The organism is Nevskia sp., from assembly GCF_023266035.1.
GTDB lineage: Bacteria > Pseudomonadota > Gammaproteobacteria > Nevskiales > Nevskiaceae > Nevskia.
This window is the reverse complement of sequence record NZ_JAHFRY010000081.1, coordinates 1,939-23,005: the sequence shown is the minus strand read 5'-3', so window position 1 is coordinate 23,005 and position 21,067 is coordinate 1,939. Positions and strand designations below refer to the sequence as shown.

General features: G+C 65.2%; 20 protein-coding genes. 9 read left to right on the top strand and 11 right to left on the bottom strand.

Annotated elements, in window-relative coordinates:
- Both Q0D45_RS13460 and Q0D45_RS13455 read right to left on the bottom strand, forming a co-directional pair.
- The coding region (locus tag Q0D45_RS13460; protein ID WP_293393673.1) for an AMP-binding protein at positions 1-608 on the bottom strand (608 nt) is incomplete at its 3' end.
- Between the two features lie 64 nt (positions 609-672).
- Positions 673-2,031 carry a YihY/virulence factor BrkB family protein gene (locus tag Q0D45_RS13455; RefSeq protein WP_293393671.1) on the bottom strand — a complete coding sequence of 453 codons (1,359 nt, stop codon included), beginning with the start codon at positions 2,029-2,031 and terminating at the stop codon, positions 673-675.
- 68 nt (positions 2,032-2,099) lie between these two features.
- Between Q0D45_RS13455 and recQ the strand changes: the two genes are divergently transcribed.
- The 3 genes from recQ (at position 2,100) to Q0D45_RS13440 (ending at position 5,404) form a co-directional block, all read left to right on the top strand.
- Complete coding sequence (gene recQ / locus Q0D45_RS13450) at positions 2,100-4,376, top strand: DNA helicase RecQ (protein ID WP_293393669.1); 2,277 nt, start codon at positions 2,100-2,102, stop codon at positions 4,374-4,376.
- A 155-nt stretch (positions 4,377-4,531) separates the two neighbouring features.
- A complete protein-coding gene (locus Q0D45_RS13445) occupies positions 4,532-5,005 on the top strand; it encodes a hypothetical protein (RefSeq protein ID WP_293393667.1) in 474 nt (157 codons plus the stop codon).
- Positions 5,006-5,122: 117 nt separating this feature from the next.
- Positions 5,123-5,404 carry a hypothetical protein gene (locus tag Q0D45_RS13440; RefSeq protein ID WP_293393665.1) on the top strand — a complete coding sequence of 94 codons (282 nt, stop codon included), beginning with the start codon at positions 5,123-5,125 and terminating at the stop codon, positions 5,402-5,404.
- Here Q0D45_RS13440 and Q0D45_RS13435 read toward each other — a convergent pair.
- The 5 genes from Q0D45_RS13435 to katG all read right to left on the bottom strand — a co-directional run bounded on the left by Q0D45_RS13435 (position 5,401) and on the right by katG (position 9,905).
- Positions 5,401-5,778, bottom strand: a complete 378-nt coding sequence (locus tag Q0D45_RS13435; RefSeq protein WP_293393663.1) for a DUF6489 family protein — start codon at positions 5,776-5,778, stop codon at positions 5,401-5,403. The two genes, Q0D45_RS13440 and Q0D45_RS13435, sit on opposite strands and share 4 nt — an antisense overlap.
- A 28-nt stretch (positions 5,779-5,806) precedes the next feature.
- Positions 5,807-6,187 (bottom strand): MAPEG family protein, encoded by a 381-nt coding sequence (locus Q0D45_RS13430; RefSeq protein WP_293393661.1) that lies wholly within the window; start codon positions 6,185-6,187, stop codon positions 5,807-5,809.
- Positions 6,188-6,194: 7 nt separating this feature from the next.
- Positions 6,195-7,082 (bottom strand): phosphoribosylaminoimidazolesuccinocarboxamide synthase, encoded by an 888-nt coding sequence (locus Q0D45_RS13425; RefSeq protein WP_293393659.1) that lies wholly within the window; start codon positions 7,080-7,082, stop codon positions 6,195-6,197.
- 2 nt (positions 7,083-7,084) lie between these two features.
- Positions 7,085-7,555: a CopD family protein gene (locus Q0D45_RS13420; RefSeq protein WP_293393657.1), complete on the bottom strand. Its 471-nt coding sequence runs from the start codon at positions 7,553-7,555 to the stop codon at positions 7,085-7,087.
- A 145-nt stretch (positions 7,556-7,700) separates the two neighbouring features.
- The gene (katG, locus tag Q0D45_RS13415; protein WP_293393655.1) at positions 7,701-9,905 is read right to left on the bottom strand and encodes a catalase/peroxidase HPI; all 2,205 of its coding nucleotides are present in this window, start codon (positions 9,903-9,905) and stop codon (positions 7,701-7,703) included.
- A 408-nt stretch (positions 9,906-10,313) separates the two neighbouring features.
- Here katG and rpe point away from each other — a divergent pair, with 408 nt between their 5' ends.
- Positions 10,314-11,006, top strand: coding sequence for a ribulose-phosphate 3-epimerase (gene rpe, locus Q0D45_RS13410; protein ID WP_293393653.1), 693 nt, complete (start codon positions 10,314-10,316; stop codon positions 11,004-11,006).
- 137 nt (positions 11,007-11,143) lie between these two features.
- Positions 11,144-12,574, top strand: a complete 1,431-nt coding sequence (trpE, locus tag Q0D45_RS13405) for an anthranilate synthase component I (RefSeq protein WP_293393651.1) — start codon at positions 11,144-11,146, stop codon at positions 12,572-12,574.
- Between the two features lie 204 nt (positions 12,575-12,778).
- Here trpE and Q0D45_RS13400 read toward each other — a convergent pair whose 3' ends face one another.
- Positions 12,779-14,089, bottom strand: coding sequence for an ATP-binding protein (locus Q0D45_RS13400; protein WP_293393649.1), 1,311 nt, complete (start codon positions 14,087-14,089; stop codon positions 12,779-12,781).
- On the bottom strand, positions 14,086-14,808 hold the full coding sequence (locus Q0D45_RS13395; protein WP_293393647.1) for a response regulator: 723 nt from the start codon (positions 14,806-14,808) through the stop codon (positions 14,086-14,088). The genes Q0D45_RS13400 and Q0D45_RS13395 overlap by 4 nt, the downstream gene beginning before the upstream one ends.
- A 156-nt stretch (positions 14,809-14,964) precedes the next feature.
- Between Q0D45_RS13395 and Q0D45_RS13390 the strand changes: the two genes are divergently transcribed.
- The 3 genes from Q0D45_RS13390 to Q0D45_RS13380 are packed head-to-tail and all read left to right on the top strand — an operon-like array spanning position 14,965 to position 16,570.
- Positions 14,965-15,279, top strand: a complete 315-nt coding sequence (locus Q0D45_RS13390; RefSeq protein WP_293393645.1) for a hypothetical protein — start codon at positions 14,965-14,967, stop codon at positions 15,277-15,279.
- A gap of 53 nt (positions 15,280-15,332) precedes the next feature.
- Positions 15,333-15,728 carry a hypothetical protein gene (locus tag Q0D45_RS13385; RefSeq protein WP_293393643.1) on the top strand — a complete coding sequence of 132 codons (396 nt, stop codon included), beginning with the start codon at positions 15,333-15,335 and terminating at the stop codon, positions 15,726-15,728.
- Positions 15,729-15,742: 14 nt separating this feature from the next.
- On the top strand, positions 15,743-16,570 hold the full coding sequence (locus Q0D45_RS13380; protein WP_293393641.1) for a sterol desaturase family protein: 828 nt from the start codon (positions 15,743-15,745) through the stop codon (positions 16,568-16,570).
- A 151-nt stretch (positions 16,571-16,721) separates the two neighbouring features.
- On the opposite strand, the gene Q0D45_RS13375 is transcribed toward Q0D45_RS13380, so the two are convergent.
- Positions 16,722-18,368: an NAD(P)/FAD-dependent oxidoreductase gene (locus tag Q0D45_RS13375; protein WP_293393639.1), complete on the bottom strand. Its 1,647-nt coding sequence runs from the start codon at positions 18,366-18,368 to the stop codon at positions 16,722-16,724.
- Positions 18,369-18,656: 288 nt separating this feature from the next.
- Entirely contained in the window at positions 18,657-20,057 is a 1,401-nt protein-coding gene (locus tag Q0D45_RS13370) for a hypothetical protein (protein ID WP_293393637.1), read from the bottom strand.
- Positions 20,058-20,289: 232 nt separating this feature from the next.
- Between Q0D45_RS13370 and Q0D45_RS13365 the strand changes: the two genes are divergently transcribed.
- Positions 20,290-21,067 (top strand): beta-ketoacyl synthase N-terminal-like domain-containing protein (locus tag Q0D45_RS13365; RefSeq protein WP_293393635.1); only part of this gene is annotated, 778 nt, incomplete at its 3' end.

The following is a 21,067-nucleotide window of genomic DNA, read 5'->3' as shown; positions in this document are numbered from 1 at the left end:
ACGCTGCCCGGCAACGACCAGGCTGGCACCATCCGCTTCATCCGCTTGACCACGAAGTTGGTCAGCAGGCTTTTCGGGAACGGCAGCAGATCGCCGATCTGCGTGGTGATGACGATTTCCAGCGGTGTCGCCGAGATCACCTGGGCCAAGGTCGCCGCACAGTTCTCGACGACCACGATCGCCCGCGCTCCGGAATCCTTGAGCTGATGTTCCAACTCGCGCGGCGTGTACTGCGGGTTGACGTTGACCGCCACCAGCCCGGCGCGAAGGATGCCGAACACCGTGATCGGGTACTGCAGCAGGTTCGGCATCATCACCGCGACGCGATCACCCGGCAGCAGGCCGGCGACGTTCTGCAGCCAGGATGCGAAATCCTGCGACAGTCGATCGACATCGTCGTAGGACAGCACCGCGCCCATGTTCTCGAAGGCCTGTAGATCGCGATAGCGCTCGCAGGCGCTATCGATGATCGCGGCGAGCGACGCATGGCCGGAGGTGTCGATGTCGGCCGGTACCCCGCGCGCATAGGCCTTGAGCCAGACCCGCGGAGCCGCTGCCTCGGTTGCCCCGGCGATTGCTGGATCGCCCGGTTCTCCCCGCTTCGCCATGGTCGTTTCCTTGTTTTACTGCTATCTGGCCGCGTCGCCCGCGGTCTTGTTCAGCGCACTTCGATTATAGGGAAACGTCTCTACTGTGCAGCCAGTCCGCGAATGACGGTGCGCCGCTGGCAGCCGCGTCGGCTTCGGTCTGGGCGATGAAGCGCAGCAGCAGGCGATCGTCGGCATCGCTGGCGCCGCCAGCGATGGACTCCGGCGAGCGGCCTCGGCACCAGAGCCACAGTTCGGCCAGCGTGTAGCTGGCCGGATCACGCGCCGGCAGCAGGCGACGATCGGGCTGAGTTTCGATCAGCGCGCCGCAAGTGGTCAGCAGGCTCACCGCGTGTTCGAGGCGTTCGACATTGGCCGCGAGCAAGCGCTCGACTTCGATAAACGGCAGCGCCGGCTCGCCGGCCTGAAAGCGCCGTGCCGCCAGCATCATCACGCGCATCGGCAGGTACTCGGACTCCCGGCTTGCCAGCGGTACGCTGACCAGATTGCCGACCAGATGGCGCGGGTTCTGGATGTAGAACGCCAGCCGGCAGCCGTACAGCACGATCAGCCAGCTCACGTACAGCCAGATCAGCAGGATGATGACGATCGCAAAGCCGGAGTAGATCGCGCTGTAACTGCTGGCGCCGCCGACGAAGCGGGCGAAACCGATGCTGGCGCTTTCCCAGGCGATGCCGGCGAACAGGCCACCGGCTGCTGCGGCGCGGAACGTCACCCGGGTGTTCGGAATGAAGCTGTAGATGAAGGTCAGCGCGCCGACGATCAGCACGTACGGCGCCAGCTTGGTCACCAGCAGCAAGGTGGTGCCGAACGGCTCGTACATCGCCAGGGTCATGACGATGGTGCTCGAGCGCAGGGTCGCGGTCAGGCCGAGTGCCGAGAACACCAGGACCGGTCCGATCAGCAGCACCGACAGGTACTCGCCGAAGCGCTGAGTGACGCCACGCTCCTGCTTGATCTTCCAGATGAAATTGAAGCTGGCCTCGATCTTCGAAATCATCGACACCGAGGTGTACAGCAGCAGCGCGATGCCGATCGAGCCGAGCACCCCGACCTTGATGTTGTCGACGAAGGCGATGACGTTGTCGCTGATCACCTTGGCCTGATCGCCGAGCGGCTGCAGCGCCTGGGCCAGGATCGGCTCTAGCGAGTTGTGCACGCCGAAGGCTTTCAGCACCGAGAACGCCAGCGCCAGCAGCGGCACCAGCGACAGCAGGGTGGTGTAGACCAGGCTCATCGCCCGCAGGGCGATCTCGCCTTCGAGCAGGTCGCGCAGCAGCGCCAGCGCGTAGCGGCCAGGTTTCAGCAGGCGGCGGCCCCAGATCGAGCGGGGTTCGCCCAGCCACAGCAGCTTGTGTACGCGATGGTAGGGATCGGGAAGCATGGTCGGCCGATTGTCGCGGCCCTGTCCGATGCTGTCCATGTGTCGCTGCTGCCGCGACCGGCGACAATGCGGGCCGTCTCCCGCACGCCTGGATGCCATCGCCTGCAATGTTGCCTGTCGCTGAAACCGCAAACCCGATCGACGGATCGCTCGAAGCCGCGCTGAAGCGCTGGTTCGGCTTCGACAGCTTTCGTCCCGGCCAGCGCGCCGTGCTCGGCGATGCGATGGCCGGCCACGATCTGCTGGCGATCATGCCGACCGGCGGCGGCAAATCGCTGTGCTTCCAGTTGCCGGCTTTGCTCAGGCCCGGCGTCATGGTGGTGGTCTCGCCGTTGATCGCGCTGATGCAGGATCAGGTGCGGCTGCTGCGCGACAACGGCATCAATGCCGCGTTTCTGAATTCATCGTTGACTGCGCGCGAAGTCAGCGAGACCACCGCCGGTCTGCTGCGCGGTGACTACAAGCTGCTCTATCTGGCGCCCGAACGGCTGCTGACGCCGGACTTCCTGAGCGGCTTCCTACCGCGGCTCAAGGACGTGCAGGGCTTGTCCGGCTTCACCATCGACGAGGCGCACTGCGTCTCTGAATGGGGCCACGATTTCCGGCCCGATTATCGGCAGATGCACTGCTTGCGCGATCACTTTCCGGACGTCCCGGTATTCGCGTTTACGGCGACGGCCACTGGCCGCGTGCGGCAGGACATCGTCCATCAGCTGGGCCTGGTCGAGCCGACGATTCACGTCTCGAGTTTCAACCGGCCGAATCTGCATTACGCGGTCAGCGCCAAGGATGGCCGTACTTACCCCGAGCTGCTCGATCGCGCGCGCAAGCGGCCGAATGATTCCGGCATCGTCTACTGCCTGTCGCGCAAGCGGGTCGACGAACTGGCGTCTGGGCTGGCCGAGGACGGCATTCGCGCGCTGCCGTATCACGCCGGCCTGAACGCCGAGACACGGCGCGCGAACCAGGATGCGTTCATTCGCGATGACGCCCAGGTGATTGTCGCGACGATCGCGTTCGGCATGGGCATCAACAAGCCGGACGTGCGCTGGGTCGTGCACTACGACCTGCCGAAAACCATGGAAGGCTATTACCAGGAAGCCGGCCGCGCCGGCCGCGATGGTTTGAAGGCCGACTGTCTGCTGTACTTCGGCATCGGCGATCTGAAGACCGCCGAATTCCTGATCGCCCAGAAGGTCGATCCGCAGACTGGCGCGCCGCTGGAAGCCGAGCAGCGCGTGGCCAAGCAGCAGCTGCGCAAGGTGCTCGATTACGCCGAATCCACCGAATGCCGCCGGGCGATCCAGCTGCGTTATTTCGGCGAGAACTTCGAAGCGCCCTGCGGCGCCTGTGACAACTGCAACGATCCGAAGCCGGTCGAGGACTGGACGCTCGAAGCGCGGCAGTTCCTGTCGGCGATCGCGCGGCTGGCGCAGCGCAATGAACGCTACGGCGCGGCGTATCTGATCGACATCCTGCGCGGCTCGGAAACCCAGAAACTCATTGATCGCGGCCATCAGGCCTTGAGCGTCTACGGCATCGGCAAGCAGCGTTCGCAGGACGAATGGCGGCTGCTGGTGCGGGCGCTGCTGCATCAGGGTCTGCTCGGCGAAACCGGCAACGAATACCCGGTGCTGTGCCTGAACGAAGCGAGCCGCGCCGTGCTCAAGGGCGATCGGCCGGTGCAGGTCGCGATCGCGCCGAAGACCGCCAAGCCGAAGAAGCGCCGCGGTGGGAGTGTCGAACTGGATGCCTCGGCGATGCCGGAAGCGGAAGCCCTGCACGAAGCGCTGCGCAGCCTGCGCAAGGCCCTGGCCGATCAACAGGGCGTGCCGCCGTACGTGGTGTTCAGCGATGCCAGCCTCAAGCAGATGGCCGAGCGCCAGCCGCTGACCAGCACGGCGTTTCTCGATATCTCCGGCGTCGGCAGCCGCAAACTGGCGCAGTACGGCGCGGCGTTCACGTCGGCGATCCGCGCGTTTCTGGTCGACAAAGGCTTGTCGGTGCCGGAAGCGCCGGCCGAGGACGCGGCAGCCTTCGTCGTCGACGAGAAACAGATCGTCGATGAAGACCTGCCGGATACCGTCGTCGCCAGCCAGCGGCTGTTCGAGCAGGGATTGGAGCTCGACGAGATCGCGACGAAGCGCGGGCTCGATGCCGCAACCATCGCTGGCCATCTCGAAGCGCTGTTCGCCCATGGCGTGCCGCTGGATTTGTCGCGCCTGGTGCCGACCGATCGCGTGCAGACGATTGCCAGCGCGCTGCAGGCGCATGGCGAGGCGCGGTTGCGTCCGGCCTGGGAGGCGCTGGGCAGCGGCGCGTACAGCTATGAAGAGCTGCGTCTGGTTCGCGCCTGGCGGCATGGCCAGAAACGCGCGGGCTGAATCAGCGAAAACGCGGTCCGCGGAAAATTCCCCGCCGACCGCTTGTCTGCTGGACGGAATCGTGGTTGACAGTCAAAAACGCGCTGTTATGATGCGGTGCATCAATTGTTGCGTCGCAACATCTGAGCCCCGTCCCAAACGTGAGGAGTACGAAGATGAACCTGCAGAGCGTTGTTGAAGATGTCAAAGGCCGCGTTGAATCCATTTCTGGCCAGGGCCAGAAGGTTGCCGAGATTTCCATCGACAGCCTGAAGCAGGCTGGTGATGTGGTCGTCGGCGGCTACAAGTCGCTGGTCAGCGAGAACACAACCGCCGCCAAGGAAATCTACTCGGCTGCCGTGTCCAGCTTCGAGAAGGCGAAGACCGACGGCCTGAAGGCTGTCGCCGCCGATCCGATCAGCTACCTGCCGGCCACCGGCACGCTGACCGCCCCGTTCAGCCAGACGGTCACCGTCGTCTCGCGCACCGGCGAAGAGCTGTACAAGGTCGTCAAGACCGGCGTCGAAACGATCCAGGCGCAGCTGACCGGCAAGTCGCCGATCGTTGCCAAGGTCTCCAAGGCTGCCAAGTCGACGACCAAGAAGGCCTCCGCGACCGTGAAGAAGGCTGCCGCCAAGCTCGACAAGTAATCGACTCCGGCAGATCACCGCACTCGCGATGATCCTGAACTGCGTGGTCGCAAGGCCACGCAGTTCCTTCGTTTTGGGGTCTGCCCAAACACCATGACTGCACAGAATTCAGAGCGTTTGCCGGGCGCCATCGCCGACAGCCGTCACAGCAAAATTCAGGACTTGTTGCGACGCTTTGCGCGCAACGAGGCGCGAGCCATCGACGGTCACCGTCAGGGCTTGCAGGAACGCTGGCAGATCATTCGCCGCAGCCGCCGGCCGGGTGAAACCCTGCGTTATCAGATCGACCTGCTGCCGCGAACCGCGAAGCGGGTGATTGGCGATCATCGCCGCCGCCTTGCACTGGTCAGAGCCTTACTGCGCTCGACCCACACCCAAGCCGAAAGTCCGCCGCGCTAGGTCTCGCTGCTCGATGGTGGCTTCGCCACTTTCCGCTGGGCAGTCTTCCGTCGGCGAGGCGTCTTCGCTTCCGTCGTGCCGTCCGTTTTGGCCGAACGCTTGCGTGTCCGCTTGGCGGCCGGCCTTTCCGCTGGCGCTGCTGCGCTTGCCGAAGACCGCGCTGTCGCCGACACCAGCAGCTGCCAGGGCGCGCTCTGCCGAAGTGTCTGCAGGTTGTCCTTGACGAAGCTCGCGGGATCGAAGGTCTCCGCCGCCGCGCCAAGCTTGTCGCGCAGGAAACTGATCAGATCTTCCTGCAGGCCGGCGACATCGGGCAGGCCGAGGAAGCGGCGCAGTTCTTCAGGCTTGACGTCGATCTCGATGCGAATCTGCATGGCGGGCTCCTCGAGCGAACAGACTTGATCAGGCAGCGGACACGAACAGCGCAACGACGCAGCCGGTGGCGATCATCCAGGCCAGCGAGCGCAGAGTCGGCAGATTCGCGAGGTACAGGATGCCGTAGACGATGCGGGCGGCGATGAAGGCCATCGCCAGCAGGTCGATCCGCGCCTGCGGCACGGCAACGAGATGGGCAATGATCACCGCGGCGGCGAATGGGGGAAACGCTTCGAAGCCATTCAGCTGCGCCCAGTTCGCACGCTGTCGCCAGCCATCAAGCTTGGCCAGCATCGCGCGCGGCGCAGCGTTGTCGAAATCCTTGCCGCCAGCGCCGAACTTGGCCATGCCGGTCCAGGCAATCGGCAGATAGGCGGCGATCAGCACACACCAGTAAGCGGTAGTCATCTGCGTTTCAGCTTCCGGTGAGGAGGCGCTGCGCTTCGCGGTAAGTGCTCGCGGTGCGGGCGATCACTTCGTCGGGAAGCTTCGGGCCAGGGGCGGTCTTGTTCCAGTCCAGCGTTTCCAGATAATCGCGAACGTACTGCTTGTCGAAGCTCGGTGGGCTGATGCCGGGGCGATACGCTGCGGCCGGCCAGAAGCGCGAGGAATCCGGTGTCAGCACTTCGTCGATCAGATGCAGGCTGCCGTCTTCATCGACACCGAACTCGAACTTGGTGTCGGCGATGATGATGCCGCGCGTCGCCGCGAACTCGGATGCTTCCTGATACAGCCGCAGGGTGATGTCGCGGACCTGCGCGGCCAGCTTTTCGCCGACCAGCTTCACCGTGTCGTCGAACGAGATGTTGGCGTCGTGCTCGCCCTTCGGCGCCTTGAAGGCCGGCGTGAAGATCGGCCGCGGCAGCTTGTCGGCCAGCATCAGCCCGCCCGGCAGCGGAATGCCGCAGACCGCACCGCTGTCCTGGTAGTCCTTCCAGCCGGAACCGATCAGATAACCGCGCGCCACTGCTTCCACCGGCAGCGCGACCAGCTTCTTGGCGACCACTGCGCGGCCTTCGCACTGCGCACGTTCGGCCGGGTTCAGCCATTGGTCGAGATCGACGGAGGTATCGAAATGGTTCGGGATCAGCGCCTCGAAGCGCGCCATCCAGAACGCGGTCAGCGCGTTCAGCACCGCGCCCTTGCCGGGAATCGGATCGGGCAGGATCACGTCGAATGCCGACAGGCGATCGCTGGTGACGATCAGCAGATGGTGATCGCCGAGCGCGTAAAGATCGCGGACCTTGCCGCTGTGCAGCTTCGGCAGGCTGGTGATGGTCGCTTCATGGAGCGGAATCGTCATCATCAGACTCCTGCGAACCCAGAAAAGAAATAGCGGCCGCCGCTGGCGACGACGATGACGATCAGGCCCAGCAGTAGGTTGATGCCGACGAAGATGCGGATCTGCCCGACTCTGCGGCCGGCTTCGGCGACATCACCGGCAATCACCGCGCGCTTCAGGCGCTTCAGCGGCGCGAAGTAGACGTGTAGCGCGAGCAGCATCATCACCAGACCCAGGGTCAGCATGATGTGGACGTGCGGGCCGACATGGGCCATGCCGCCAAGGCTGCGGATCATGTGCAGGCCGGTGCCGAGCAGCAGCGCGGCGGACAGGAACACGTAGCCGAAGAAGCGATGCAGCACCTGCGCCCAGAGCGTGGTGCGGGTCTTCGCATCGATCCCGGCCAGGGTCGGGCGCAGGCAGACGTAAGCGAAGAACATGCCGCCGACCCAGATGGCGGCGAACAAGGTGTGGATAGAGAGAGCGAGACCCATGGGTTAGTCGATGGCAGGAGCGAACAGGCCGTCACTGTATTGAAGTGCTTGCCGCCGCGCCACGAAAAAGGCCGCCGGATCACTCCGGCGGCCTGATGTTTCCCAGCGGTTCAAGCGCTTCGCTGCTTCCAGCTCTCCCTGCTTATCAGGCGAGGTCGTAGCGATCCAGGTTCATCACCTTGGTCCAGGCCGCCACGAAGTCGCGCACGAAAACCTGCTGCGCGTCACTGCAGGCGTAGACCTCGGCGAGGGCCCGGAGCTGCGAGTTGGAACCGAACACCAAATCAACAACGGTCGCCGTCCACTTCAGTTCGCCGCTGGTCCGATCACGTCCTTCCAGCACGCCATCGGCGCTCGCGGACTTCTGCCACTTCGTTCTCATGTCGAGCAGATTGACGAAGAAATCATTGCTCAGGGTTTCCGGCCGCTTGGTGAAGACGCCGTGCGCGGATTTCCCGACATTGGCGTTCAGCGCACGCAGGCCGCCGACCAGCACTGTCATCTCCGGACCGGTCAAGCTCATCAGCTGCGCCTTGTCGACCAGCAACTCGGCTGCCGATGCCGCCTGTTCCTTGCGGATGTAATTGCGGAAACCATCTGCAGTCGGCTCCAGCACCACGAAGGTGTCGACGTCGGTCTGCTCCTGCGAGGCATCGGTGCGGCCCGGCGAGAACGGCACCTTGATGTCGTGCCCGGCCTTCTTCGCCGCCGCTTCGACGGCAGCAGAGCCACCGAGCACGATCAGGTCTGCCAGCGAAATCTTCTTGCCGCCGGTGCCGTTGAAGTCCTTCTGGATCGTTTCCAGCTTCTGCAGCACTTTGGCCAGTTCAGCCGGCTGGTTGACCGCCCAGTCCTTCTGCGGTGCTAGGCGAATGCGCGCGCCATTGGCGCCGCCACGCTTGTCGCTGCTGCGGAACGTCGCTGCCGACGCCCAGGCCGTGGTCACCAGTTCGGAGATCGACAGGCCGGAGGCGAGGATCTTGCCCTTCAGCGCGGCAACATCCTGCTCATCGACCAGCAGGTGGTCGACGGCCGGAACCGGATCCTGCCAGAGCAGTTCTTCCTTCGGCACCAGCGGGCCGAGGTAACGGGACAGCGGGCCCATGTCGCGATGCGTCAGCTTGTACCAGGCGCGGGCGAAGGCATCGGCGAGTTCCTGCGGATTCGCCATGTAGCGCCGCGAGATCTTTTCGTAGGCGGGATCCATGCGCATCGCCATGTCCGCCGTGGTCATCGTCGGCGCGTGGCGTTTGCTCGGGTCATGGGCGTCCGGCACGGTGCTGCTGCCGGCGCCGCCAACGGGCTTCCACTGATGTGCGCCGGCCGGGCTCTTGGTCAGTTCCCACTCGTAACCGAACAGGGTTTCGAAGTAGCTGTTGTCCCAGGTGATTGGGGTGGGCGTCCAGGCGCCTTCGATGCCGCTGGTGAAGGCATGCACGCCCGCGCCGCTGCCGAAGCGGTTGATCCAGCCCAGGCCTTGCTCCTCGATGGCCGCGCCTTCCGGCTCGGGGCCGATGTTGGCGGCATCGACGGCACCATGGGATTTGCCGAAAGTGTGGCCGCCAGCGGTCAGCGCCACGGTCTCTTCGTCGTTCATCGCCATGCGGGCGAAGGTTTCGCGGATGTCGCGCGCCGAGCCCAATGGGTCCGGCTTGCCGTCCGGGCCTTCGGGATTGACGTAGATCAGGCCCATCTGCACCGCGCCGAGCGGTTCTGCCAGATCGCGGTCACCGGAGTAGCGGCTGTTCGGCTTGTCGCTGTTCGCAAGCCATTCGGTTTCGGGGCCCCAGTAGATGTCTTCGCCAGGTTCCCAGACGTCCTCGCGACCGCCGGCGAAGCCGAAGGTCTTGAAGCCCATCGAATCGAGGGCGACGTTGCCGGTGAGCACGATCAGATCGGCCCAGGAGATGGCCCGGCCGTACTTCTGTTTGATCGGCCAGAGCAGACGGCGCGCCTTGTCGAGATTGCCGTTGTCCGGCCAGCTGTTCAGGGGTGCGAAGCGCTGGGTGCCGAAGCCGGCGCCGCCACGGCCGTCGGCGATGCGGTAGGTGCCGGCGCTGTGCCAGGCCATGCGGATGAAGAACGGGCCGTAGTGGCCGTAGTCCGCCGGCCACCAGTCCTGCGAATCGGTCATCAGGGCATGAAGATCCTGGACCACGGCATTGAGGTCGAGGCTTTTGAACGCCTCGGCGTAGTTGAACGACTCGTCCATCGGGTTGGACTTCGAGGAATGCTGACTTAGGACCTTCAGGTTGAGCTGATTCGGCCACCAGTCTGCATTGGTTCGGGCTCCCGCCAATGGCGGCTTGCGAGCGTCGCCCGACATCGGGCACTTGGGTTCGGTTGACATGGTTCTCTCCTGTTGCTGCTCTTTAGTTATTGCTGCTTGCGATGGGTGAGGTGATCGATTTTCGAGATCTGGATTTGCCCGGCGACTTCATGCGCTTCACTGTTCAGCGCTCATTTCAGAGTCTTGGGTATTGCGACCGGCAAATTCCATGATCGATTCACGACTTCGCAGTTTTTTTGCCGGTTTGCGAATCTGTGCAGGCACTGCTTCAGCGTTGGCCCGCAGTCTGGTGGGTCTCGATAAATTGGTAAAGGCAATCGTTTTTATTTTATTGATGCCATAAATCTATATATCGACCTGGCGACGGATCGATCAGAACCGGTTTTAAGCAGCATAATCAAGAACAGGCAAAACCGGGCAAATCTGTTAGATTTCGCGCACTTCCACCTCTACCCAAGCGGAGTCCCCATGAGCCTGTCACCGCTGCCCGCCGTCATCGCCCCGAGCATTCTGTCGGCGGATTTCGCACGCCTCGGTGACGATACGGCGAAAGTTCTCGCCGCCGGCGCCGACTGGGTCCACTTCGATGTCATGGACAACCATTACGTTCCCAACCTCACCATTGGGCCGATGGTCTGCGAAGCGCTGCGCAAATATGGGGTGAAGGCGCCGATTGACGTGCACCTGATGGTCGAGCCCGTCGACTCTCTGGCTGCCTTGTTCGCCAAGGCCGGTGCCAGCTCGGTGACCTTCCATCCGGAAGCGACCAAGCACATCGACCGCAGCCTGCAGGCGATCCGTGATGCCGGCTGCAAGGCCGGCCTGGTGTTCAATCCGGCAACGCCGCTCGATCACCTGCGCTACGTGATGGACAAGGTCGACATCGTGCTGCTGATGTCGGTCAACCCGGGTTTCGGTGGCCAGAGCTTTCTGCCCAGCGCGCTCGACAAGCTGCGCGAAGCGCGCCGCCTGATCGACGCCCATCACGCCGAAACCGGCCACGAGATCCGCCTCGAAATTGACGGCGGCGTGAAGGTCGACAACATCCGTTCGATCGCCGCCGCCGGTGCCGATGCCTTCGTCGCCGGCTCGGCGATTTTCAATACCAGTGACTACGCGGCTACCATTGCGGCCATGCGGGCCGAGATTGCCAAAGCCTGAGGCTGACGGGAGCTGGAACGGGACATGACAAGCTGGGTGGACTTTGCAGGCGCAGCCGGTTGGCGATGGTGATCCGTCGTTGCCGAATCCGCTGCGCCCGGGGCTGAACGCTCCCTTCCACCGAATGCCCGTTTGCCATGTCCGAATACACCCATGTCGCGCTGACGCGCGAGTTGCCCGGCGACCTTGATACGCCGGTCGGCACCTATCTGAAGCTGGGCAACCGCCCGTACACCTATCTGCTGGAATCGATGCACGGCGGCGAGCGTTGGGGCCGCTATTCGTTCATCGGCCTGAGTGCGCGCGAGATCGTCCGCATCAAGGGCCACACGGTCACAGTGACGGTCGACGGCGTCGTCACCCGGACGGTCGAAGCGGCCGATCCGATCGTCTGGCTGCGCGAGCATGCGGCGACCATCCGGGTCGCCCCGGACGCCAAGCTGCCGCGCTTCTCGGGCGGTTTCGTCGGCTACTTCGGCTACGAATGCGTGCGCCTGTTCGAGCCACGCCTGAAAGCCGCCAAGCCCGATCCGCTCGGCACGCCCGATGTGCTGCTGATGCGCTCGGACGAGCTGGTGGTGTTCGATGCGCTGCGCGCGACCCTGACCCTCATCGTCCATGCCGATCCCTCATCGCCTGCGGACATGCAGCGCGGTGTAGCGCGGCTCGATGCGATCGAAGCCATGCTGGCCGAACCGGTGCCCGCGCTGCCGGCCGCGACCGGCCCGATGCCGGAATTCGTCTCCGGCTTCGGCGAGGACGCTTTCAAGCAGGCCGTGCTGAAGGTCAAGGACTACATCGCCGCCGGCGACGTGATGCAGGTGGTGCCTTCGCAGCGGATGAGCGCGCCGTTCACCGCGCCGCCGGTGACGCTGTACCGCGCACTGCGCCGCCTGAATCCATCGCCCTACCTGTACTGCCTGAACCTTGACGATCACCACGTCGTTGGCTCTAGCCCGGAAATCCTGGTGCGCGCGGAAGCGGGCGAAGTCACCGTGCGACCGATTGCCGGCACGCGCGTGCGCGGCAAGTCGGTCGAGGAAGATCGCGCGCTGGAAGCCGATCTGCTCGCCGATCCGAAGGAAATCGCCGAGCACCTGATGCTGATCGACCTCGGCCGCAACGATGTCGGCCGGGTCGCGCAGACCGGCTCGGTGAAGCTCACCGAGAAGATGATCGTCGAGCGCTACAGCCATGTGATGCACATCGTCTCCAACGTCACCGGCCAGTTGAAGCCGGGCCTCGATGCGCTCGACGCATTGGCCGCGACCTTCCCGGCCGGCACCTTGAGCGGCGCACCGAAAGTCCGCGCGATGGAGATCATCGACGAACTCGAACCGGTCGCCCGTGGCATCTACGGCGGCGCGGTCGGCTATCTCGGCTGGGATGGCAACATGGACATGGCCATCGCCATTCGCACGGCGGTGATCAAGGACGGCATGGTCCACGCGCAGGCCGGCTGCGGTGTCGTCGCCGATTCGGTGCCGCAGTCCGAGTGGGACGAAACGGTGAATAAATCGCGGGCCGTGATGCGGGCGACGGCCGACGTGCTGGGCGCGAAGCCGTGATCGGCTTCATTCGCCAGATGTGGCTGGGACGGCGAGAACATGATGGGGTCCATGGCCATCGCCATTCTTCGTTGCGAATCGTCGCCATAGAACCACTATGGCTCCTCATCGCGCCTGGATTCGCAGCACGATCCATCGCCACATCACTAACGCTTCGTTGTCTGCGCCGCACCAGGACCCCGCACTCACTTCCGATCCGCCTGCTCAATCAGCCGGCAAACTCAGGCTGACGCGGAGGCCGCCGCCAGCGCGGTTGCTCAAGCTGATGCGGCCCCGATGCTGGCGGACCGCATCGGCGACGATGGCCAGGCCCAGGCCGGAGCCTGGCTGATTCAGGTTGCGGGCGGCGTCACCGCGATGGAAAGGCTCGAACACTTCCGCCAACTCCGCCTCCGGGATGCCCGGGCCGCGGTCCTCGATCAGCAACCGTAATTCGCCATCCCGCTCGTCGAGTGTCACGTCGATCACGCCGCCGCCGTGCTTGGCGGCGTTGTCGAGCAGATTGGCGAGCAGCCGCCGCAGCAGCGTGGCATTGCCGCGCACCGTCAGCGGTCCGTCCGGCAGTCGCCGGATGATGGTCCGCACATCGGCACGGGCGTCGACGGCGTCCAGTTCCTCGCGCAGCAGGCCCGCGAAATCCAGCGGCTCGTGTTCGGTGGCCGGCGCGGTGCGCAGCCGGGCGATGTTCAGCAGGTCGCGCAGCAGGGTCGCCATGTGGCCGATGTCCTGCTCGGCGCGCTGGCGCTGAGCGTCGTCGCCGATCAGTTCGATGCGCAGCCGCAGCCGGGTCAGATAGGTGCCGAGGTCGTGGCTGAGCGCCGCGAACAGCGTGCCGCGATCGTCGATCAGCTGCTCGATGCGCCGGCTCGCCCGGCCGAAGGCCTCGTGCAGGCGGCGCACTTCCGGCGCGCCGCGGGCTGGCGGCAGCGCCTGCGCTGTCGGCGTGCCGTAGCGATCCATGACATCGGCAAGTTGTTCGATCGGGCGGATCTGGCGGCGCAGACCCCAGGTGGCGAGGCCGGCGGTGATCAGCAGCGCCAGGCCCAGCAGGACCACGATGGGCCGGTCGCGCAGCCGCCGCAACGCATCGCCGCGCATTTCCAGGCTGAGCGGCGTGCCATCGTGGAGTTCGGTGCGCAGCCGCAGGCGCAGGCCGTCCGCATCGTCGACGAGGTCGGCGCTCACCGCGTGATCGCCCAGCGCCAGGGCATAGCGCGACACCATCCAGCTCAGCGCCGGCAGCTCGCGCACCGGGTGCGCCGGGCGTCCGGCCGGTGCGGCGACGAGGCTCAGGCTCAGGCCGTCGGAGGTCAGCGCCTGCTGCAGCAGGCCGCGCTGCGCCGCCGGCAGCTGTTCCAGCAGATGGACGATCGCCGACAGCTGTTCCGGCAGCGGCAGGCGCGGCCGGGCGTCAGCCGGCTCGCGGCTGAGCCAGGACGCGCCGCCGACGGCCAGAGCCGTCAGCAGGATCGCCGCACTCAGCAGCAGACCGAGGCGCAGGGTCAGGCCGATCACGGCAGGCGCTCGACCGGTACCGCGAACAGGTAGCCGCCGTTGCGCACGGTCTTGATCAGTTCCGGCTTCAACGGATCGCGTTCCAGCTTGCGGCGCAGGCGCACGACAGCGACGTCGATGCTGCGGTCGTAGGCGTCCCAGCTGCGCGAGCGCGCCGATTCCATCAGCTGGTCGCGCGACAGCACCCGCAGCGGATGGCGCACGAAGGCCCGCAGCAGTTCGAAATCGCCAGCCGACAGTTCGATGGCCTCACTGCCGTCGAGCAGCCGCCGGGCATCGAGATCGAAAAGGAAGCGGTCGAAGCGCAGCCGCTCGCTGGAAGGTCGTGCGGCCGCCTCGGTGGCGTCGACGACGCTGCGCCGGGCGACGGCGCGAATGCGGGCGACCAGTTCACGTGGATTGAAGGGCTTGGGCAGGTAATCGTCGGCGCCGAGTTCGAGGCCGAGAATGCGGTCGATGTCGTCGCCCTTGGCGGTCAGCATGATGATCGGCACCTGGCCCTGCGCACGCAGCCGCCGGCAGATCGACAGGCCGTCCTCGCCGGGCAGCATCAGGTCGAGCAGGATCAGGTCCGGGCGCAGGCGCTTGAGGGCCTCGTCCATCGCCCGGCCGTCGGCGACCCAGTGCGGCTGCATGCCTTCGCGCTTGAGCAGCGCCGACACCAGTTCGCCGAGTTCGCGGTCGTCTTCGACGACGAGGATGTCCAGTTCGCTTTTCATGCCCTGATTCTCCGGGCCTGGCCGCCGCGGCTCAAGGCGCGCTTACACAGGCTTACACAGCGGTACAAGGGCTCACCGGTCGGACATCGCGGGCTTACCTGGGCGCTGCAGTCTGGCGGCGAGGCAAATAGGCCTCGACGACCGAGGCAGCTCCCGATGAATCCGATCCACATTCCCCGTCTCCTGCTGCTGACCGCGGCCTTCGCCGTCGGTGGCGCCAGGGCCGCCGAGGTTCAGGACCTCGATCCGCGCCGCATCGATCTCGACGGTGACGGCGTGGTCACCGCCGCCGAAGTCGAACGGGCTTCAGCGGCGCAGTTCCGGGCCATGGACGGCAATGCCGATGGCCAGCTGAGCCAGGCCGAGTTCATCGATGCGCGCCTGAAGCTGATGCAAGGTTTCGACAGCAATCGGGACGGCGTCGTCGAGCGCGCCGAACTGCGCGGCTTGCTGTTCAAGCGCCCCGGTTGATTCCCCCACCCGCAGTACCCGCCGTTCCTTCGTTGTTCTTCAGGAGATCCACCATGAAAACCCGTCTCGTCCTCACCACCGCAGGCATCCTGCTGAGCCTGCTCGCAACCACCGCCGAAGCCCGCGAACGCAGCCGCTCCGGTAGCGCCACTGGCCCACAGGGCCGCAGCCTGCATCGCGACAGCAGCGTCGAGGCCGGCAACGGCAGCTATCAGCGGCATCGCGACGTGCAGGGCAGCGCGGGCCGCGGCTATGTCCGCGATGCCAGCGGCAGCTGCGCGGAAGGCAGCGGTTGCTCGCGCGGCGTCCAGGGCACCACCAACAGCGGCAAGACCTGGTCGCGGGACGGCAGCATCGTCCGCAACGACGATGGCAGCCTCAGCGGCGGCACGGTCGCGACCGGCCCCAACGGCGAAAGCATGAGCCGCGAAACCACCATCCAGCCCTGAGCCCGGATCCGTTCATGAGCCCGATGCTGTTCCAGGGAGCCACGCAAGCCCAGCAGCGGCCACTGCTGCTGGGCTTGCTGGTATTGCTCGCCTTGCTCGAATGGCGACTACGGCCAGCCGCGTATGACTGGCGCGAATCGGCGGCGTCCACTGCCGTCGCCTTCGGCAACGTCCTGATCCGTCCGGTGACTGCGGCGCTGCTGGCGCCGTTGTTCGCCTGGGTCGCCGCCCATGCCCTGTTCGATCTGCCGATCCGCACGCCGCTGGCTTTCGTCGGCCTGGTACTGCTGGTCGACTTCATCTACTACGGCTACCACCGCGCCAGCCATCACCTGCGCTGGCTTTGGGCGACCCACGCGGTCCATCACTCCAGCACCCATTTCAACCTGAGCGCCGCCTACCGGCTCGGCTGGACCGACCTGCTGTCCGGCACCTGGCTGTGGTTGCTGGCGCTGGTCGCGCTCGGCTTCCCGGCGCCGGCGGTGCTCGGCGCCTTCGGCCTGAACCTGTTGTTCCAGTTCTTCGTCCACACCGAAACCGTGCGCTCGCTGGGCTGGCTGGAGTGGTGGATCAACACCCCGGCCCATCACCGCGTCCATCACGCCAGCAACGAAGCGCTGCGTGACCGCAATTTCGGCGGCCTGCTGATCGTCTGGGACCGTTGGTTCGGAACCTTCGCCGATGCGCCCGCCGACGAGCCGTTGCGCTACGGTCTCGCCGGGGTGCCACGCAGCGACAATCCGCTGCAGATCGTGTTCGGCGAATGGTGGCGCCTGCTCGTCGATGGCCGGGAGGCCCTGCGCAGACGCCTGCCGTGGCGACGCCGAGTGCGTGGTTCCTAATGCAGCGCGTACCGCAAACCGTCAGCGCTGTGCCGAGTCTCGCGGCGCAGCGCTTCGTCGATCGCCGCACGGATGCCCGGCGGCTTTCGACTCGCAACGCAGCGATCAAGGTAATGCCATCAGACCCCTGGCGGGCTCGCGCGAACAGGCTTCAGCTCATCGCAAAGCCTTCGTAGTCCTTCGCCGCCACTTCATCGCACTTGCCGCGATAAGTGCCGACGCCGCCGCAGTACGACAGCAAACGGCGCGGCTTGCCTTCGACGTTCGAGCCCATGTACCAGCTGTCGGTCTTGACGATCAGGGTCGCGTTCGCGATGTCGTCGTGGTGCTGAACCCAGGCATCCTCGAACGCCTTGGTCGGCTCGATCTCGGTCACGCCCTTGTCGCGCAGGCGGATCATGCAGTCGCTGATCCAGTCGACCTGCTGCTGCAGGCAGGTGGTCATGTTGCAGAGTGCAGCCGACGGTGCCAGCGGTACGGCGGTGGTGAACAGGTTCGGGTAGCCGTGCACGCCCACGCCCATCGCGGTGCGGATGTCGCGGCCCCAGTCGTCCTTCAGCGAACGGCCGCCACGGCCGCGCACGTCGATGCGGCTGAGGGCGCCCGAGCCGGCGTCGAAGCCGGTGGCCAGGACCAGGATGTCGACCTCGTGCACGGTGCCGTCCTTCATCTGCACGCCGTTCGGCAGCACGCGGTCGATGGCCGATTCACGGCAGTCGACGATCTCCACGTTCGGCCGCAGGTAGGCTTCGAGATACTTGCTTTCCAGCGGCACGCGGTGAGTGCCGAAGCCGTAGTCGGAGGGCTTGGGAATCAGCTTCTCGCAGAGATAGGGATCGTTGTTCAGGCGCTCGCGCATCTTTTCGCGCACGAACTCGGAGATGTCGGCGCTGGCCGCTTCATCGGTGAACACTTCCGGGAACGCCGACAGCCACAGCGCCAGCGAGCCATCCTTCCAGTAATGCTCGTAGATCGCGCGGCGCTCGGCCGGCGTCTTGTCGTGCCAGGAGCCGTTGGCGAAGTCGTATTCGAAGCCGGAGAACGTCGACTGCACGCGCTTCTTGAGGTCCTCGAAGCCGTCGACCTTCTTGTCCCAATCCGCTTCCGAATACTTCGGATTGTTCATCGGGATGACGTACTGCGGCGTGCGCACGAAGGCCTTCAGCTTGGCCACCTTCGAAGCGATCGTCTGGATCACCTGGATGCCGGTGGCGCCGGTGCCGACCACGCCGACGGTCTTGCCGGTCCAGTCGATCGCTTCCTTTGGCCAGCGCGCGGTGTGGAAGACGCGGCCCTTGAAGGTGTCCTGGCCCGGGAAGCGGTTTTCCAGCGGCGCGGACAGCATGCCGGCGCAGCTGATGAAGAAGCGCGCGGTGACCGTTTCGCCCTTGTCGGTCGAGATGGTCCAGAGCTTCTTCGTTTCGTCGTAGTGGGCGACGGTGACCCGCGTCGAGAACGTGTAGTGCTTGCGGATGTCGTGCAGGTCGGCGACATGGTTCAGCCACTGCTCGGTTTCCGGCTGCGCCGGAAAGCGCTCGGTGGGCTTCCACTGCGCGTACATGTCCTTGGAGAACCAGTACTGGTAAATCTCGGCTTCGGAATCGAAGCGGGCGCCCGGGTAGCGGTTCCAGTACCAGGTGCCGCCGACGTTGGAGCCTGCCTCGAACGATTTCACCTTGAAGCCCGCCTCGTTCAACCGATAGGTCTGGTACAGGCCAGCCACGCCTGCGCCGATCACCACGGCGTCGTACTGCGGGGTGCCGGTCTGCGCCGGCGCGTTCTGGGTAGCGGTTGCCATCTGTTCTCTCCGTTATCGCAGTGGGATCCGTCGCAGCCTTCCGGGCTGCGGTCGGTAATGGATTTCGAGCGCAGGAAGGTCACGGAGCGTGTTCTTCCAGCGTCTGGTGCCGGAATCATGACCGTTTGAGAGGGCGCTGACAGCTACCCGCTCGTGTGGGACGTGCGATCAAGGGGAATGGCCAAAACGAACCTTTTCCGGAATTCGGCAGGCCCATGCAAAAGCCCCCTCAGCCAAGGCTGAGGGGGCTTTTGCGTCTACGGCAAAGCCTTAGATCGGAACCCGCACTCAGGCCGCAGCCGTAGCCTTTTCGTCCTCGAGCAGCTGGCGCATCTTTGGAATCGCGAGGTTCAACAACTCGCCCATCGCCTGGATTTGCGGGCCGATGACGGGGCAATCGAAATCGAAGACCGGGCTGAACAGGTCGATACGCGACTCGTTGATCCACTTCACCACCGACGGTTCGGTCAGCCAGATCAGCATGTTTTCGCTGTCCTGGATCGCGCAGCGCAGGTAATCGTTCGCGGCGTGGGGCAGCGGCACCGGGCGGCACAGCTCGTTCTTGCGCACTTCGTCGGTCAGATTGGCTTCGACATTGCCGATGTAGCCGGCGCTGTAGACCTGCTGGCACATGCGCACCGTCTGCAGGGTGATCCGGTTGCCGTCGAACACCATCTTCTCGGGACGATTCTTCAGGCCGTCGGCGGCGCAGTCGATGTACAGCGTGCCCGGCGCTGTCTTGAACACACCCTTCTTGAGGCGCATTTCGCCCGGCGCCACGGCATCGACATGGCCCATGCGGACGATGTTCGGGATGCTGCGCAGCTGTTCCAGTTCCAGCTTGGTGACGGTCGCGCAGCGCCAGTTGGTCGGCTTCACCTTGGGATCGAACTGGAACAGCTGATCGCAGGCGACCACGCGCTGGAAGAAGTCGTCGACCGAATCCGCAGCCAGTGCGGCCTTCAGCACTTCGACTCGTCCCGCCGTGATGATGTCGGTGAACTTGCGGCCAGGATTGACGGTGAAGCGGTCGAACAGCCAGGCGTCGTTCGGCATCACCCAGGTGATGTCCGCCGGGGCGACGCCCATTTCGAGCAGGAACAAACACGTATCGATGCCGGTCTTGCCGGAGCCGACGACGGCGAACTTGCTGTACTCGGGCGCCAGCTTCGGCACGCTGTTCGGTGGCACGCAGACGGCGCCTCCTTCCACCTTGAACTTCGGCGGCCGCTGCGAGGGCACGGTGACGTTGATGTAGGTCGCGTCGACAATCTTCCTGGCGCGGATCTCGTAGCGGTTGCCATTGACCCGCGAGACCACCGAGCCGTCTTCGCGGTAGTCGCACATCGGCAGGTACTTGACCCGGCCGGACGGCAGGAAGCGCTGGCGCATCACCTGGTCGAAATAGGCGACTACCTCGCTGCCGCTGGCCAGTTCGTAACAGCCCTTGTTCCAGCCCACCTGGTCGATGGTGCCGTTGCCCAGCGGCGTCGAGTTGACGCCGTAGCAGGTGGATGTCTGGTGTAGGCGCACGAAGGGATAGGCGTCGTTCCAGTGACCGCCCGGACGATGATTGCGATCGACGATGGTCACCGTTGCGGAGGTCTGAGTGATGATCTCGTCGACAAATGCCATGCCCATGCCGCCGGCGCCGATGACCAGGTAATCGCTGTCAATGGTTTGCGTCATCGCTGTTTCTCGCGGTCAGGAAGGGCGTGCAGCTGAGTATCCAAATCGCCGCGCCCGGCGCCTGAGGGACCGTGCAAATCGCTTTGCAGCCCGTGCATTCCGTCCGTCGCGAGACGGGCACCGCCTCGATCCCGGGGCCAACCCTCCCCCAACCAAGGATTTGACCCAAGGCGCGACGGCCGGGCGACACTCTGCATCCCCGAACCAATCCCACCCCCGAGGACCTGATTCCATGAGCCCAGCCAAAGTGATCGTCGCCGGCGTCGGCATGATTCCCTTCGTCAAGCCGAGCGCCGCCGATCCTTACACCGTCATGGGCCCGCGGGCGATCCGCCTGGCGCTGGCCGACGCCGGCGTCGGCTACGAGCAGGTGCAGCAGGTCTATGCCGGCTACGTGTACGGCGATTCCACCTGCGGCCAGCGCGTGGTCTATGAAGTCGGCATGACCGGCGTGCCGGTAATCAACGTCAACAACAATTGCTCGACCGGCTCCACCGCGCTGTACCTCGCACGCCAGGCGATCGCCAGCGGCATGGCCGACTGCGTGCTCGCCGTCGGCTTCGAGCAGATGGCGCCGGGCGCGCTGGCCGCCGTGTTCAACGACCGGCCACCACCGATGGGTAAATGGATCGAGCAATCGCACGCGCTGCAGCCGGCAGCGCCGACCACGCCGATGGCGCCGCACCTGTTTGGCGGCGCGGGCCTCGAGTACCAGCAGAAGTACGGCGCGACCAATGCCACCTTCGCCAAGATCGCCGAGAAGGCGCGCCGCCACGCCGAGCACAACGACAAGGCGATCTTCCGCGAGCAGATGACCGCCGAGCAGATCCTCGCCACGCCGACCATCTACGGCGTGCTGACCCGCGCCCAGTGCTGCCCGCCGACCTGCGGCGCAGCGGCAGCGATTCTGGTCTCCGAAGCGTTCGCGAAGAAGCACGGCATCCGCTCGAACATCGCCATCCTTGGCCAGGCGATGACCACCGACCGGCCATCGACGTTTGACGCCGGCC